The organism is Burkholderia sp. CCA53, from assembly GCF_001685525.1.
Taxonomy (GTDB): Bacteria; Pseudomonadota; Gammaproteobacteria; order Burkholderiales; family Burkholderiaceae; genus Burkholderia; species Burkholderia multivorans.
The window spans coordinates 1,173,933-1,188,880 of the sequence record NZ_BDDJ01000001.1 but is presented as its reverse complement, the minus strand read 5'-3'; the positions used below and the strand labels follow the sequence as shown (position 1 = coordinate 1,188,880).

At 67.1% G+C, this 14,948-nt stretch carries 16 protein-coding genes; 6 read left to right on the top strand and 10 right to left on the bottom strand.

Annotation, left to right across the window (positions count from 1 at the left end):
• The first annotated feature begins 52 nt into the window (after nt 1-52).
• Complete coding sequence (locus BCR55_RS05485) at nt 53-943, top strand: SAM-dependent methyltransferase (protein WP_006406939.1); 891 nt, start codon at nt 53-55, stop codon at nt 941-943.
• Nucleotides 944-993: 50 nt separating this feature from the next.
• On the opposite strand, the gene BCR55_RS05480 is transcribed toward BCR55_RS05485, so the two are convergent.
• Together BCR55_RS05480 and BCR55_RS05475 are read right to left on the bottom strand one after the other, a co-directional pair.
• Complete coding sequence (locus tag BCR55_RS05480; protein ID WP_065494287.1) at nt 994-1,566, bottom strand: DUF1415 domain-containing protein; 573 nt, start codon at nt 1,564-1,566, stop codon at nt 994-996.
• Between the two features lie 55 nt (nt 1,567-1,621).
• On the bottom strand, nt 1,622-2,242 hold the full coding sequence (locus tag BCR55_RS05475) for a TetR/AcrR family transcriptional regulator (RefSeq protein ID WP_006411753.1): 621 nt from the start codon (nt 2,240-2,242) through the stop codon (nt 1,622-1,624).
• Between the two features lie 212 nt (nt 2,243-2,454).
• Here BCR55_RS05475 and BCR55_RS05470 point away from each other — a divergent pair, with 212 nt between their 5' ends.
• The 3 genes from BCR55_RS05470 (at nt 2,455) to BCR55_RS05460 (ending at nt 5,896) form a co-directional block, all read left to right on the top strand.
• Nucleotides 2,455-3,738 carry an MFS transporter gene (locus tag BCR55_RS05470; RefSeq protein WP_065494286.1) on the top strand — a complete coding sequence of 428 codons (1,284 nt, stop codon included), beginning with the start codon at nt 2,455-2,457 and terminating at the stop codon, nt 3,736-3,738.
• A gap of 145 nt (nt 3,739-3,883) precedes the next feature.
• Complete coding sequence (locus BCR55_RS05465; protein WP_006406934.1) at nt 3,884-4,489, top strand: nitroreductase family protein; 606 nt, start codon at nt 3,884-3,886, stop codon at nt 4,487-4,489.
• A 156-nt stretch (nt 4,490-4,645) separates the two neighbouring features.
• Nucleotides 4,646-5,896 (top strand): Hsp70 family protein, encoded by a 1,251-nt coding sequence (locus BCR55_RS05460; RefSeq protein WP_065494285.1) that lies wholly within the window; start codon nt 4,646-4,648, stop codon nt 5,894-5,896.
• A 111-nt stretch (nt 5,897-6,007) separates the two neighbouring features.
• Here the strand turns inward: BCR55_RS05460 and BCR55_RS05455 are convergent, their stop codons facing one another.
• Nucleotides 6,008-6,211: a cold-shock protein gene (locus BCR55_RS05455; RefSeq protein WP_006400508.1), complete on the bottom strand. Its 204-nt coding sequence runs from the start codon at nt 6,209-6,211 to the stop codon at nt 6,008-6,010.
• 422 nt (nt 6,212-6,633) lie between these two features.
• Here BCR55_RS05455 and BCR55_RS05450 point away from each other — a divergent pair, with 422 nt between their 5' ends.
• Nucleotides 6,634-8,232 (top strand): APC family permease, encoded by a 1,599-nt coding sequence (locus BCR55_RS05450; protein ID WP_006400506.1) that lies wholly within the window; start codon nt 6,634-6,636, stop codon nt 8,230-8,232.
• 173 nt (nt 8,233-8,405) lie between these two features.
• Here BCR55_RS05450 and BCR55_RS05445 read toward each other — a convergent pair whose 3' ends face one another.
• The 7 genes from BCR55_RS05445 to BCR55_RS05415 form a co-directional block, all read right to left on the bottom strand.
• On the bottom strand, nt 8,406-9,197 hold the full coding sequence (locus tag BCR55_RS05445; protein ID WP_006406932.1) for a class III extradiol ring-cleavage dioxygenase: 792 nt from the start codon (nt 9,195-9,197) through the stop codon (nt 8,406-8,408).
• Between the two features lie 218 nt (nt 9,198-9,415).
• Nucleotides 9,416-10,012 carry a UbiX family flavin prenyltransferase gene (locus BCR55_RS05440; protein WP_006400504.1) on the bottom strand — a complete coding sequence of 199 codons (597 nt, stop codon included), beginning with the start codon at nt 10,010-10,012 and terminating at the stop codon, nt 9,416-9,418.
• A 13-nt stretch (nt 10,013-10,025) separates the two neighbouring features.
• Entirely contained in the window at nt 10,026-10,337 is a 312-nt protein-coding gene (grxD, locus tag BCR55_RS05435) for a Grx4 family monothiol glutaredoxin (RefSeq protein ID WP_006400503.1), read from the bottom strand.
• Nucleotides 10,338-10,404: 67 nt separating this feature from the next.
• Entirely contained in the window at nt 10,405-11,247 is an 843-nt protein-coding gene (gene prmC, locus BCR55_RS05430; protein ID WP_012214221.1) for a peptide chain release factor N(5)-glutamine methyltransferase, read from the bottom strand.
• A gap of 10 nt (nt 11,248-11,257) precedes the next feature.
• On the bottom strand, nt 11,258-12,340 hold the full coding sequence (gene prfA, locus BCR55_RS05425) for a peptide chain release factor 1 (protein WP_006400499.1): 1,083 nt from the start codon (nt 12,338-12,340) through the stop codon (nt 11,258-11,260).
• Nucleotides 12,341-12,422: 82 nt separating this feature from the next.
• Entirely contained in the window at nt 12,423-13,721 is a 1,299-nt protein-coding gene (gene hemA / locus BCR55_RS05420) for a glutamyl-tRNA reductase (protein WP_065494284.1), read from the bottom strand.
• Nucleotides 13,722-13,747: 26 nt separating this feature from the next.
• A complete protein-coding gene (locus tag BCR55_RS05415; protein ID WP_006406929.1) occupies nt 13,748-14,509 on the bottom strand; it encodes a response regulator transcription factor in 762 nt (253 codons plus the stop codon).
• Nucleotides 14,510-14,677: 168 nt separating this feature from the next.
• Here BCR55_RS05415 and BCR55_RS05410 point away from each other — a divergent pair, with 168 nt between their 5' ends.
• Nucleotides 14,678-14,932, top strand: coding sequence for a hypothetical protein (locus BCR55_RS05410; RefSeq protein WP_006406928.1), 255 nt, complete (start codon nt 14,678-14,680; stop codon nt 14,930-14,932).
• Nucleotides 14,933-14,948: the final 16 nt, after the last annotated feature.

Genomic DNA, 14,948 nt, shown 5'->3' with positions numbered 1-14,948 from the left:
TTGCCCGCTGCCGGGCCGTGGTCGACCGACCGCGGCCCGGCCGCGCTTCACGATGTCCAACAAGACTTACGAAATCCGTCCGGAGCAGTCCGTCGAACTGCTGAAGGAACTGCATATCCTGACCCGCGACGGCAAGATGAACCAGGACAGCCGCCGCAAGCTGAAGCAGGTGTATCACCTGTTCCAGTTCATCGAGCCGCTGCTCGCGAACGTGCAGGCCGACCGCGGCGCGGTGACGCTCGTCGATCACGGCGCCGGCAAGTCGTATCTCGGCTTCATCCTGTACGACCTCTTCTTCAAGCAGCAGCCGGGACACGGCACGCCGGCGTTCGCGTCGCATGTGTACGGGATCGAGACGCGCGAGGAGCTCGTCGCGCGTTCGACCGAACTGGCCGCGCGGCTCGGGTTCGGCGGCATGTCGTTTCTGAACCTGTCGGTTGCCGATTCGATCACGTCGCCGAAGCTGCCCGATACGGTCGACGTCGTCACCGCGCTGCACGCGTGCGACACCGCGACCGACGACGCGATCCGCTTCGCGCTCGCGAAGCGCGCACGGCACATCGTGCTCGTGCCGTGCTGCCAGGCCGAAGTCGCGGGCGTGCTGCGCCGCCACAAGGGCAAGTCGCTCGCGAACGCGCTGACCGAAGTGTGGCGTCATCCGCTGCATACGCGCGAATTCGGCAGCCAGATCACGAACGTGCTGCGCTGCCTGCAGCTCGAGGCGCACGGCTATCAGGTGAGCGTGACCGAGCTGGTCGGCTGGGAACATTCGATGAAGAACGAGCTGATCATCGCGCAGTACAAGAACCTGCCGCGCCGACGCCCGAGCGAGCGGCTGAACGAGATCCTCGACATGTTCGGGCTCGCCGAGCTGCGCGAGCGCTTTTTCGTTCCGCAGCGCGACGCGGCGGCCGGCGAAACGGTCGAACAGCACGCCGGCTGACGCCTGCGCGCCCGGCGCGCGTGCGCGCCAATCGGGCGGAGCCGGCGGCGCTAGACGTCGTCGCCCGTGCCGCTCATCCACTCGCGCCAGCCGTCGTGGCCAAGGCGGCGCAGGGTTTCCTGGTTTTTCTCGTAGATCGCGGCGGCGTCCGGAAACGCGTCGACCGCGCGCGCGATGCTGTCCTCGCGCAGCAGATGCAGGATCGGATACGGCGCGCGGTTCGTGTAGTTCTCGATGTCGTCCGGTTCGCTGCCGTCGAACCGATACTGCGGGTGAAAGCTCGCGATCTGCAGCACGCCGTCGAGTTTCAGCTGCTGCACGAGGCGATCGGCGAAGAACAGCGCGTCGTTGTAGTCGACGAAATCCGCGAACGCGTGCGGATAGATCACGAGCGTCGTGTCGATCTGCCGCGGATCGGCCGCTTCCAGCGCGCGCAGTTCGGCTTCGAGATCGGCGAGCGCCGTGTCGAGCGCGGTCGCGTCGCTGACCGCATAGCGCACCTGATCCTTCACGTACACGCTCTTCGCGAACGGGCACAGATTGAGTCCGATCACCGCCCGCGCGAGCCAGTGACGCGTGGCGGCGACGATTTCGTCGGTGGGTTCGGGGCGGGTGTCGATCATCGGAAACGGGCGGGAAGGGCGGCAACGGCCGCATTGTAGCGGGCGCGCGCGGCCGCTACGCGCAGGCGGCCGCGATCAGCTGCGTGACGAGCGCCGGTGCGATGCCGATCGGCGTTTCGCCGTGCCGGTACGTCTGGCTTGCCGCATAGATCCCTTCGATGACGAGCGCGAGCGAATCGGCGAGCGCCTTCGGATCGCGCGCGCCGGCCGCTTCGCAGAGCGCGACCAGCCGCTTCATCAGCTGTTCCTTGTTCTGCGCGACGCGCTCGCGCGCCGGATGCGACGCGTCCGGAAATTCGGCGGCGACGTTGACGAACGGGCAGCCGCGGTAGTCTTTCTGCGTCGCGCGCTCGGCAAGATCGACGAAATACTGGATCAGCTGCGCCTTCGGGTCGCCCGGATGCTTCGCGAGGCTCGCGTCGACGCGCTCGAAGAAGCACGCATCCATGCGCGCGAGATACGCGAGGATCAGGTCGTCCTTCGACGAGAACTGACGATACAGGCTCATCTTATTCACGCCGGCGAGCTCGACGACCGCTTCGACGCCGACGCTGCGCACGCCTTCCCGGTAAAACAGTTCCTGCGCGGCGCGCAGCAGATGCTCCTGTGCGGTGGCGCCGGCGATCGCGCGGCGCGTGCGGCGAGCTGGCGGCTTGGCGGCCTCGATGCCCGACATGATGACCCTCGACTGCGTGGTGAATTGCTTGACATGTTACCGACTGGTCACTACGATCGCAACACACTTGTGACCGGTCAGTAACAATGCCGGTCCGGACAATGGAAAAAATGCCAAGCATCGGCCCGGGTCAGCCGATGCGGTGTGCGGCGGAGGTGGCCCGGTCAAATGGGCGGCGCGCGGGCGCGTGCCGGCCGACTGGAGAACGCGAGATGAACTGGGCAGTGACACGAATCGGCGGGCGGTTCCATTACGGATGGCTCGCGGCGGCGGTGGTATTCCTGATCCTGCTGGCCGCGGCCGGCACGCGCGCGACGCCGAGCGTGCTGATGGTGCCGCTCGAGCGCGAGCTCGGCTGGAGCCGCGCGGCGATCTCGCTCGCGATCTCGGTCAATATCGCGCTGTACGGGCTGACGGGGCCGTTCGCGGCTGCCGCAATGCAGCGCTTCGGCCTGCGCCCGACGATCCTGACGGCGCTCGCGACGATGGGCGCGGGCGTCGCGCTGTCGTCGATGATGACGCAGAGCTGGCAGATGGTGCTGATCTGGGGGCTGATGGTCGGCTGTTCGACGGGCGTCGTCGCGCTGACGCTGTCCGCGACGTTCGTCACGCGCTGGTTCCACGCACGCCGCGGCCTCGTGATGGGGATTCTGACCGCGAGCACGGCCACCGGCCAGCTCGTGTTCCTGCCGATGCTCGCGGCGATCGCGCAGCGTCACGGCTGGCGGCCGGTCGTGCTGGTCGTCGCGCTCGCGGCGGCGATCGTGATTCCGCTCGTCGCGTTGCTGCTGCCCGAACGGCCGGCGGACGTGAACCTGCGTCCATACGGCGAGCCGGCCGATGCGCCGGCCGCGCCCGACGCGACGAAGGAGAATCCGCTCGCGGTCGCGTTCCGCACGCTGCTCACGGCGACCCGCTCGCGCGATTTCTGGCTGCTGTTCTTCAGCTTCTTCATCTGCGGCGCGAGCACCAACGGCTACGTCGGCACGCACCTGATCGCAATGTGCAGCGACTACGGGATGACGGAAGTGCAGGGCGCGTCGCTGCTCGCCGCGATGGGCGTGTTCGACCTGTTCGGTACGACGCTGTCGGGCTGGCTGTCCGATCGCTACGACAACCGCGTGCTGCTGTTCTGGTACTACGGGCTACGCGGGCTGTCGCTGATCTATCTGCCGCATGCGTTCGGCATCGACTTCTTCGGGCTGCCGCTGTTCGCGATGTTCTACGGGCTCGACTGGATCGCCACCGTGCCGCCGACCGTGCGGCTCGCGACCGACGTGTTCGGCAAGGCGGCCGCGCCGGTCGTATTCGGCTGGATCGTCGCCGGCCATCAGCTTGGCGCGGCGTTCGCGGCGCTCGGCGCGGGGATGCTGCGGGCGAGCCTCGGCACCTACACGATCGCGTCGATGATCTCGGGCGGGCTCTGCATTATCGGCGCGCTGATCGTGCTGCGGATCAACCGCGGACCGTCGCGCGCGGCCGCGCAGGCGGCCTGAATACCGCGGCCGCCGCGTGCGGCCGCCTTTGCAGGTGCGGCGATTTGCATTGTCCGACGCGATCGGGCGCGCGTCGCCGCAAGCGGTTATGCTTGCGTTTCGGCGAGGCGTTCGCGCCCCTTCATCGATGTCAGCGAGGAACCGCATGTCTGTCAAACCTGCTCCCACTACCGTTTCGATTCACGAACTGATCGCGGGCCGCTGGAGCCCGCGTGCCTATTCCGACGCGCCGATCAGCGCCGCCGACCTGCATGCGGTGCTGGAGGCGGCGCGCTGGGCGCCGTCCGCGTACAACGCGCAGCCGTGGCGCTTCATCGTGTTCGATCGCACGCGGGACGAAGCCGCGTTCAAGCGTGCGTTCGCGACGCTCGTGCCGTTCAATCAGGGCTGGAACGCACCGGCGCCGGTCCTGATCGCCGTCACCGCGCATACGCTGACGCCGAAGGGCGAGCCCGCGCCGACCGCGCTGTACGACGCGGGCGCGGCTGCGATGTCGCTCGTGCTGCAGGCGCACGCGCTCGGGCTCGCCGCACATCAGATGAGCGGCTTCGACGCGAACGCGTTCCGCGAGGCGTTCGAGATCCCGGCCGACGTCGCGATTCCCGCGATCATCTCGCTCGGCCACTACGGCAACGTCGACAAGCTCGATCCGGTGTTGCGCGATCGCGAGAAGGCGCCGCGCACGCGCCATCCGCTCGGCGAGATCGTCTACGCGGGCGCGTGGAAGAAGGGCTTCGAAGCGGCCGCGTGACGGCCTGCGCGCGCCGCGGCGGAGCGCGCCGCGGGCGCCGCGCGACCGGCGCGACGGCCATACGCCGATCGCGCCCGCCCGTTGTGATCGCGCGGGCTTCATGTTAAAAAGCCCGTCCTTTCCGTTTTCGCGCCGGCCATGCGGCGGCTCTTTCCCATGACTTACTGCGCGATCGATTTCGGTACGTCCAATTCCGCCGTGGCGCTGCCCCACGGCGACGGCATGCGGCTCGCGCCCGTCGAGGGCGACCATCTGACGCTGCCCACCGCGATTTTCTTCAACAACGACGAGGAGACGGTCGAATACGGCCGAGCGGCGCTCGCATCGTACATCGACGGCTTCGACGGCCGGCTGATGCGCTCGATGAAGAGCATCCTCGGTTCGCCGCTCGCCGAGACGACGACCGATCTCGGCGACGGCACCGCGATCGCCTATACCGACGTGATCGCGCGTTTCCTGCAACGCCTGAAGCAGAAGGCCGAGGCGTGCGCAGGCGCGCCGATCCGCCGTGCGGTGCTCGGCCGCCCGGTGTTCTTCGTCGACGACGATCCGCGCGCCGACCGCCTTGCGCAGAACCAGCTGCAGGCGGCCGCGCAGTCGGTCGGATTCGCCGACGTGCGGTTCCAGTACGAGCCGATCGCGGCCGCGTTCGACTACGAGTCGCGCCAGCAGGCGGAGCGGCTGGTGCTCGTCGCCGACATCGGCGGCGGCACGTCCGACTTCTCGCTGGTGCGCGTCGGCCCGGACCGCATGACGCGCCTCGACCGCAAGGACGACGTGCTCGCGCATCACGGCGTGCACGTCGCCGGCACCGACTACGACCGGCGCGTCGAGCTGTCGGCGATCCTGCCCGCGTTCGGCTATCGCGCGCTCGATCCGGAGGGCCGCGAGCTGCCGAACCGGATCTACTTCGATCTGGCGACCTGGCATCTGATCAATACGGTCTATACGCCGAAGCGGCTCGGCGAGCTGAAGCTGATGAAGCATCTGTACCGCGACGCGCGGCAGCACGAGCGGCTCGTGCGCGTCGTCGAGCAGCGGCTCGGGCATGCGCTGATGGCGCGCGCGGAAGAGGCGAAGATCGGCGTGGCCGCGGGCGGGGAGACGATGATCGACCTGAACGATGTCGAAGAGGACCTGCAGATCGCCTTCGACGCGGCGCGCCTGATCGATGCGAGCCGCGAGGACACCGCACGGATCGTCGACGCCGCGCGCGAAACGGTGCGGCTGGCGGGCGTCGCGCCGCGCGACGTCGGCGCGCTGTACTTCACGGGCGGCTCGACCGGCTTGGCGTTCCTGTCCGGCGCGCTGGCGGCCGCGTTTCCGGACGCGCAGCCGGTGTTCGGCGACCGCCTCGCCAGCGTCGCGACGGGCCTCGGCATTCACGCGCAGCGACTGTTCGGCTGACCGGCCGACGCGCGGTGCGCACGCGCTGCGCGCCGTGCCTGGCACGCTCCGACGCGACAAATAAAAAGCCCCGCCGAAGCGGGGCTTTTTTCACGAAATCTCGCGCAGCAATTACAGCGGGCGGATGTTCGCAGCTTGCAGACCCTTCGGGCCCGTCTTCACTTCGAATTCGACCTTCTGGTTTTCTTGCAGCGTCTTGAAACCTTCGACGCGGATTTCCGAGAAGTGCGCGAACAGATCGTCGCCGCCGCCTTCCGGGGTGATGAAGCCGAAGCCCTTTGCGTCATTGAACCACTTGACGGTACCGGTTGCCATGTTACTTGTTCCTAAAAAGATAAAACGGGGCCGAAGCCCATGGGGTGCGGAAAATCAAGGAAGGGGGTAATGGGACCAACCGGAGTACCGTTGATGGGCGAACTACGAAAGACCAATTCACTCGCCGCTTGAAATCCTGCGAAGTCCGTTATACGGCTAATCGGGCGCGCGGTCAACCGTATTTCCATGTCCTCAGGGTTATTGCGGATATTTAAGCTTACAAACATTGCAGAAACGCCGGATTTTTTGTAGGGGGCGATCGATTTTGGCGCCAACTTGGAGGTGCAACCGTTAAACTACGCGCCGCGCGGACCAGGTTGCCCCGATCGGGTGACCTGTCCCCCCAAGAATGCGTGCGCGGCGCAGTTCGAGCCGATCCCGAACTGCGGGCCGACCATGCTTTTTGAGACACAGGAGAGGATGTGAAGAGTTCTATACAACGGAACATCGGCCCGTTTGCATTGATGCTGACGGGGCTGGGTTCGATTATCGGCTCGGGCTGGCTGTTCGGTGCCTGGAAAGCCGCCAAGATCGCCGGTCCGGCGGCGATCTGCGCGTGGATCATCGGCGCCGTCGTGATTCTCGCGATTGCGCTCACGTACGCGGAGCTCGGTGCGATGTTCCCCGAGTCGGGCGGGATGGTGCGTTACGCGCGCTACTCGCATGGGTCGCTGGTGGGCTTCATCAGCGCATGGGCGAACTGGATTGCGATCGTGTCGGTGATTCCGATCGAGGCCGAGGCATCGATCCAGTACATGAGCACGTGGCCGTATCCCTGGGCGCATGCGCTCTTCGTCAACGGGGAACTGACGACGCCGGGCCTGCTGCTGTCGGCCGTGCTGGTGGTCGTGTACTTCCTGTTGAACTATTGGGGCGTGAAGGCCTTCGCACGGGCGAACACCGCCATCACGATCTTCAAGTTCCTGATCCCGGGCCTGACGATCCTCGGCCTGATGCTGACGAGCTTCCATTCGGAAAACCTCGGCACGAGCTCCGGTGCGAGTTTCGCGCCGTACGGCTGGTCCGCCGTGCTGACCGCGGTGGCGACGAGCGGCATCGTGTTCGCGTTCAACGGCTTCCAGAGCCCGGTGAACCTTGCCGGTGAAGCGCGCAACCCGTCGCGCAGCGTGCCGTTCGCGGTGATCGCGTCGATTCTGCTCGCGCTCGTGATCTACGTGCTGCTGCAGATGGCGTACATCGGCGCGGTGAATCCGGCCGACGTCGCGAAGGGCTGGCAGCACTTCAACTTCTCGTCGCCGTTCGCGGAACTCGCGATCGCGCTGAACCTGAACTGGCTCGCGATCCTGTTGTACGTCGACGCGTTCATCAGCCCGAGCGGTACCGGCACGACGTACATGGCGACGACCACGCGGATGATCTACGCGATGGAGCGCAACAACACGATGCCGAAGATGTTCGGCAACGTGCATCCGCTCTACGGCGTACCGCGTCAGGCGATGTGGTTCAACCTGCTCGTGTCGTTCATCTTCCTGTTCTTCTTCCGCGGCTGGAGCTCGCTCGCGGCAGTGATCTCGGTCGCGACCGTGATCTCGTATCTGACGGGTCCGATCAGCCTCATGGCGCTGCGCCGTGCGGCGACCGACATCGAGCGCCCGCTGTCGATTCCGGCGATGAAGCTGATCGCGCCGTTCGCATTCGTCTGCGCGTCGCTGATCCTGTACTGGGCGAAGTGGCCGCTGACCGGCGAAATCATCCTGCTGATGATCGTCGCGCTGCCGGTGTACTTCTACTTCCAGGGCAAGTCGGGCTGGACCGGCTGGGGTGCCGACCTCAAGGCGGCATGGTGGCTCGTCGCGTATCTGCCGACGATGGCCGTGCTGTCGCTGATCGGCAGCAAGGAGTTCGGCGGTTACGGCTATCTACCGTACGGCTGGGACATGCTGGTCGTCGCCGTGATCTCGCTCGGGTTCTACTTCTGGGGCGTGAACACCGGCTACCGGACGCAGTATCTCGACGAGCGCGAGTCGCACGACGAGATCCTCGAAGGCATCGGCGCCTGACGCAAGCAGTCCGCTCTGCCGCCGGAATCGGCGGCGGCCGAGCGCGCAAGCAAGCCCGCCCGAGCAGCGATGCTCGGGCGGGCTTTTGTTTTGTGCGGTCCGGCAGGGGGCGCTAAGCGGGGCGCTAAGCGGGGCGGGCAGCGGGGCCGGCAGCTGCGCGGCCGCGCGGCCGCTCAGGCCGTCGCGCTCGAGAACACGTAGTTCGTCATGGCCAGCACGCGCTGATACGTGCCGAGCGCCTGGATGCCGAGCCGGTAGTCGTCGTCGGCCGCGCCGAGCGCCGCGAACACCGGCAGCAGATGCTCGTCGGTCGGATGCATCAGCGCCGCGTGCGGCGCCTGCCTGCGGTAGTCGAGCAGCGCGTCGATGTCGCGCTCGGCGAGCTTCGTCTCGAACCAGTCGGTGAATTCCGCGACGCGCGGATCGGCGTCCTCCGGCGACGCGCCGAAATCCGCCGCGCGCAGATTGTGCGTGATCTGGCCCGAACCAATCACCATCACGTCCTCGTCACGCAGCGGCCGCAGCGCGCGGCCGACTGCGAAGTGATGCGCGGCGTCCGCGCGCGGCTGGATCGACAGCTGCGCGACCGGCACGTCGGCGTGCGGGAACATCAGCAGCATCGGCACCCACGCACCGTGATCGAGGCCGTGCTCGAGCGTCGCGGTCGCGATGCCCGCCGCGTTCAGGAGGTCGGCCGCATGCTGCGCGACGTCGGGCGCGCCGGGCGCCGGGTAGCGGATTTCGTAGAGCGCGCGCGGAAAGCCGTAGAAGTCGTGAATCGTGTCCGGATGCGCGGCAATGCTCGCGACGGGTTGCTGCGTGCCCCAGTGCGCGGACAGCATCAGCACCGCGCGCGGGCGCGGCAGTTCGGCACCGAGTTCGGTGAATGCGCCGGACGGCAATGCCGGATCGATCGGCAGCGTCGGCGCGCCATGCGACAGGTAAAGCGAAGGCAAGCGGTTCATGTCGGTGGCCTGCTGAAGGGATGTTGCGTTCGACTATAGATCCGCACGCGAGATTGATAAACAGCGGTTCTGGATTTTATTGAATCTCTCGAGTTGATAATCGAGCCGCGCATCGGCTCGGCGGCCATCCGCGCCATGAGCGGATGGCTTTCTCCGAACTTGCGCGAAAATCGGCGAAGATGGCTCGGAAACGGCGAGGTTTCGCCGCGAGAGGCGCGCTACTGCGCGTGACGGAGCCCGGCCCACGGCGTCGTGAGCGGCGTATCGGGCGCGAACAGGTCGAGCACGCGCGTGACGGTCTGGTCGACGAGTTCGTCGATCGTCTTCGGCATTGCATAGAACGCCGGCAGCGGCGGGAACACGATGCCGCCCATTTCGGTGACGGCCGTCATGTTGCGCAGATGCGCGAGATTGAACGGCGTTTCGCGCACCATCAGCACCAGGCGGCGACGTTCTTTCAGCGTTACGTCGGCCGCGCGCGTGATCAGGTTGTCGGAGAGCCCGTGCGCGATGCTCGCGAGCGTCTTCATCGAGCACGGCGCGATCACCATGCCGTGCGTCGCGAACGAGCCGGACGCGATCGTCGCGCCGACGTCGCGCACCGAATGGACGACGTCCGCGCGGCTTTCGACGTCGGACTTCGACAGCTTCAGTTCGTGCTGGATATTGAGCCAGCCGGCGTTCGAGATCAGCAGGTGCGTCTCGACGCCGCCGGCGGCGCGCAGCAGATCGAGCAGCCGCACGCCGTAGATCGCGCCCGTCGCGCCGGTGATCGCGACGATCAGCCGGCGACGCGGCGCGCTGGGAGAGACCATCGGGGAAGCGGTGTTACGCGGCGGCGAACAGTTGCTGCAGCTCGCCCGACTGGTACATCTCCATCATGATGTCCGAGCCGCCGATGAACTCGCCCTTGACATACAGCTGCGGGATGGTCGGCCAGTTCGAGAATTCCTTGATCCCCTGACGGATCTCTTCGTCCTCGAGCACGTTGACCGTCTTGAACTGATCGACGCCGCAGGCCTTCAGCACCTGCACCGCGCGGCCGGAAAAGCCGCACATCGGGAATTGCGCGTTGCCCTTCATGAAGAGCACGACCGGGTTTTCGTCGACGATTTGCTTGATACGTTGTTGGGTGTCCATGACTGACCTTGCGTTTGCGGGGCGTTAGATCGAAATGATAGCGGATTTCAACCGGGCGGGCCGGGCGTCAGCGGGGCAAGCGGCCGCCCGTCGTGCGTTCGATCGCGGCGAGATCGGCGAGCGATTCGACCGCGTCGAAACCGTGCGATGCGAGCAGCGCGCGCACCGCTTCCGCCTGGTCGTAGCCGTGCTCGATCCACAGCGTGCCGCCCGGCTTCAGATGCGCACGCGCGCCGGCGACGATCGTCCGAATCGCGCTCAGCCCGTCTGCGTCGTCGGTCAGCGCGCCGCGCGGCTCGAAGCGCAGGTCGCCTTGCGACAGATGCGGATCGTGCTGCGCGATATACGGCGGATTGCTGACGATCGCATCGAAGGCGAGCGCGGGATCGAGTGCCGCGTACCAGTCGCTCTGCAGCCACTGCAGCGGGCCGCCGGGGCGGCGCGCATCGAGCAGTTTGTCGGCGTTGCGCTGCGCGACCGCGAGCGCGGCGGCCGACCGGTCGAGCGCCCATACGCGCGCATCGGGCCGCTCGGCTGCGATCGACACCGCGATCGCGCCGCTGCCGGTGCCGAGATCGAGCACGGCCGGATGCGCGAGCCCGTCGATCGCGTCGAGCGCGGCTTCGACGAGCAGTTCGGTTTCGGGGCGCGGGATCAGCACGTCGGGCGTCACGTCGAACGGGCGGCCGAAGAACTCGCGCATCCCGACGAGCTGCGCGACGGGCTCGCCGGCCGCGCGGCGCGCTTCGAGCGCACGATAGCGTTCGACTGCCTCTGCATCGAGCGGCCGATCGCCGCGCGTGATCAGCTGCGTGCGCGTCCAGCCGAGCGCGTGCGCGAGCAGCACGCGCGCGTCGACCGCATCGAGCGGCGTCGCGCGCAGCAGGTCGTCGGCGGTCGGTGCGGACATCGTCGCGGCCTCAGTCGGCGTCGCCGAGCGACGCGAGCAGCTCGGCCTGATGCTCGCTGACGAGCGCGCCGATCAGCTCGTCGAGATCGCCGTCCATGATCGCCTCGAGCCGGTAGAGCGTCAGGTTGATCCGGTGATCGGTCATCCGGCCCTGCGGGAAGTTGTACGTGCGGATTCGCTCGGAACGATCCCCCGAGCCGATCAGGCTCTTGCGCGTCGCGGCTTCCTTCGCGTGCTGCTCGTGATACTGCTTGTCCTTGATACGCGCGGCGAGCACCTTCAGCGCGCGATCCTTGTTCTTGTGCTGCGAGCGGTCGTCCTGGCACTCGACGACGATCCCGGTCGGCAGGTGCGTGACACGCACCGCGGAATCGGTCTTGTTGATGTGCTGGCCGCCCGCGCCCGAGGCGCGGAACGTGTCGATCCGCAAGTCGGCCGGATTGATCTCGACTTCGCCGATTTCATCCGCCTCCGGCATCACGGCGACCGTGCATGCGGACGTATGGATGCGCCCCTGCGTCTCGGTCGCCGGCACGCGCTGCACGCGATGCCCGCCCGACTCGAACTTCAGCCGCGAATACGCGCCCTGGCCGGCGATCCGCACGATCACTTCCTTGTAGCCGCCGAGATCGGACGGACTTTCCGACATCATCTCGACCTGCCAGCGCTGCCGTTCCGCGAAGCGCAGGTACATGCGCAGCAGATCGCCGGCGAACAGCGCCGATTCGTCGCCGCCGGTGCCCGCGCGGATTTCGACGAAGATGTTGCGATCGTCGTTCGGATCCTTCGGCAGCAGCATCTTCTGCAGCTCGACCTCGAGCCGCGCCATCCGCTCGCGCGCGCTGCGGATTTCTTCCTCGGCGAAATCGCGCATCGACGGATCGGCGAGCAATTCCTGCGCGGCCGTCTCGTCGCTGCGCGACTGGCGCCACAGCGCATACTGCTCGACGACCGGACCGAGTTCCGCGTGTTCGCGCGTGAGCTTGCGGTACTGGTCGAGATCGGCCGTGACGTTTTCGCGGCTCAGCAGATCGTTCAGTTCGGCCAGCCGGGTGGACAGCTGGTCGAGCTTGCGTTGCATGCTCGTCTTCATGGTGTGGAGCGGCGCTCCCGGGCAAGGAGTATTCGGAAAGGATAGGCCGGCCGACGGCCGGCGGCAGTGCGATCGGCCGGCGCTAGTGGCCGGACTGATCGTTGGAGCGCGGCGCGTGCTGATAGAAACCGCGCATCAGCTCGATCAGCGAATCGCGATCGGCGCCGTTCACGCGGTTGAGCGCACTCGTCGGGCCGTGGATCAGCTTGTTGGTCAGCGCCTGCGACAGCGCTTCGAGCACGGCGGCCGGATCGTCGCCGCGAGCGAGCATTTTCTGCGCCTTCTCGACTTCCAGGCGGCGCAGCGCGTCGGCCTGCGTGTGCATATGACGGATCACCGGCACGACGCTGCGCGTATCGAGCCATTGCATGAAATTCTGCACGCGCGTCTCGATGATCGCTTCGGCCTGCGCGACCGCCGCCTGACGCGATGCGTTGCCTTCGCGCACGATCGCGCCGAGATCGTCGACGGTGTACAGGAACACGTCCTTCAGCTTGCCGACTTCGGGCTCGATGTCGCGCGGCACGGCGAGATCGACCATGAAGATCGGACGGTGACGGCGCGCCTTCACGGCGCGCTCGACCGCGCCGAGACCGATGATCGGCAGCGTCGACGCGGTGCACGACACGATGATGTCGAATTCGTGCATCCGCGCCGGCAGGTCCGACAGCGGCATCGCGCGGCCGTTGAAGCGTTCGGCGAGCCGCTGGCCGCGCTCGGCCGTGCGGTTCGCGACGACCAGCTCGCGCGGGCCTTGTGCGGCGAAGTGCGTCGCGCAGAGCTCGATCATTTCGCCGGCGCCGATGAACAGCACGCGCTGATCCGACACCTTTTCGAAGATCCGCTGCGCGAGGCGTACCGCGGCGGCCGCCATCGACACCGACTGCGCGCCGATTTCCGTCGTGCCGCGCACTTCCTTCGCAACCGCGAACGTGCGCTGGAACAGCTGATTCAGGTAGGTGCCGAGCGCGCCGGCTTCCGACGCGGTACGCACCGCGTCCTTCATCTGACCGAGGATCTGCGTTTCGCCGAGCACCATCGAATCGAGGCCCGAGGCGACGCGAAATGCGTGCCGGACCGCTTCGGACTGCGGCAGCGCATAGACGTGCGGCGCCAGTTCATCGACCGGAATCCGGTGATAGTCGGACAGCCAGCGGATCGTGGCGTCGCGCGCCGCGCGATCGTCGGTTGCGCAGTAGAGCTCGGTGCGGTTGCAGGTGGACAGGATCGCCGCTTCGGGCGCGTTGGGCGCCTGCGGGCCGAGGAAGACGTTCTTGAACGTGACGAGAGCCGGCTTGATCTGCTCGAGCGGAAACGCCACGCGTTCGCGCAAGGCGACTGGCGCAGTGTGGTGGTTGATTCCGATCGTGAGGAGTTGCATATCGAGGGCTATCGTTTAGCCGCATATTATAGCGTCTCGGCGGATTGCTCACCTGCGCTGTAGCGGGCGTCCGCGAGGCGCGGGCGGCGATTTGGGGGCTCGATCGGCACGCGATCGAGCTGATAGCCGTAGCCGTACAGCGGCAGCAGTCGGTAGCCGCGTTCCGGCAGCAGCCGCAGCTTGCTGCGCAGCCGCGATGCGTGCGTGTCGAGCGTGCGCGACTTCATGTCGCGGTGGCGCGCCCACACCGTCTCGAGGATATGGGCGCGCGACACCGGCCGCGACAGGTTCGCGAGCAGAAGCCGCGCGAAGCGGAACTCCTTCGGCGTGAGCGCGACGGTGTGCTGGCCGAAGCTGACGAGCAAGTGCGTCGCATCGAACGCGAATTCGCCATACATTTCGCGCGAGCGCACCGGCGGCCGGCGCACGCCCGCGCGCCGGCTCAGCGCGGTCACGCGCGCCAGCAGCTCGGGCCCGCCGACCGGGCGCACGAGGCAGTCGTCGGCACCCGCGTGCAGGCAGGCGACGATTTCGCTTTCGCGTGACAGATGGAAGACGGCGATCGCGGGCAGCCCGGGCAGGACCGCCTGCGCGCGCGGAATGATGTCTTCGGCAGGGCTGTCGCCGGCCCAGCCCGCGACGATCAGCATGTCGCAGGTGTCGCCTGCAAGCCATTCGAAGAACGCCGCGGCGGTGGAAAATGCGTGGCAAACGTGACCGCCGATGAAGAGCTGGCGATTCAGGAACGCGGCGTGGTCCGCGTCCGGATCGATCAGAGCGATTCGCATGATGTGTGTTCAATGCGGCAGCCGGTGCGCGCTTGCCATAACGTCGACTGGGCCCCTACACTCGAACGTTCGCGGCGCCCGGCTGTCCCGGGTTCGATGGATGATCGATGCTAGCCGCTGGCAACGTTCACGCCTATTGGACGAATCTGAATTTATAGAAGGCGTCGAATGAACTGGTTTGGGATTGTTGTCCTGGGGGCGGCCGTCGGGCTCGTCGGCCGCTGGCTGCACCCGATGCGGCGTGCGGGCCGGCCGGCGTGGTGGGCGTCGGTGCTCGTCGGCATCGCGGCGGCCGCCGCCGCGCGCATGCTCGGCAACCTCTCGGGACTGTTTTACGACGGCGAAACGCTCGAATGGCCGGTCTGTACCGGCGCCGCGTTCGTCGCCGTCGCCGTGACGGTCGCGCTCGCGGCCCGTCGATGAAAGCTCTCAGGTGAAA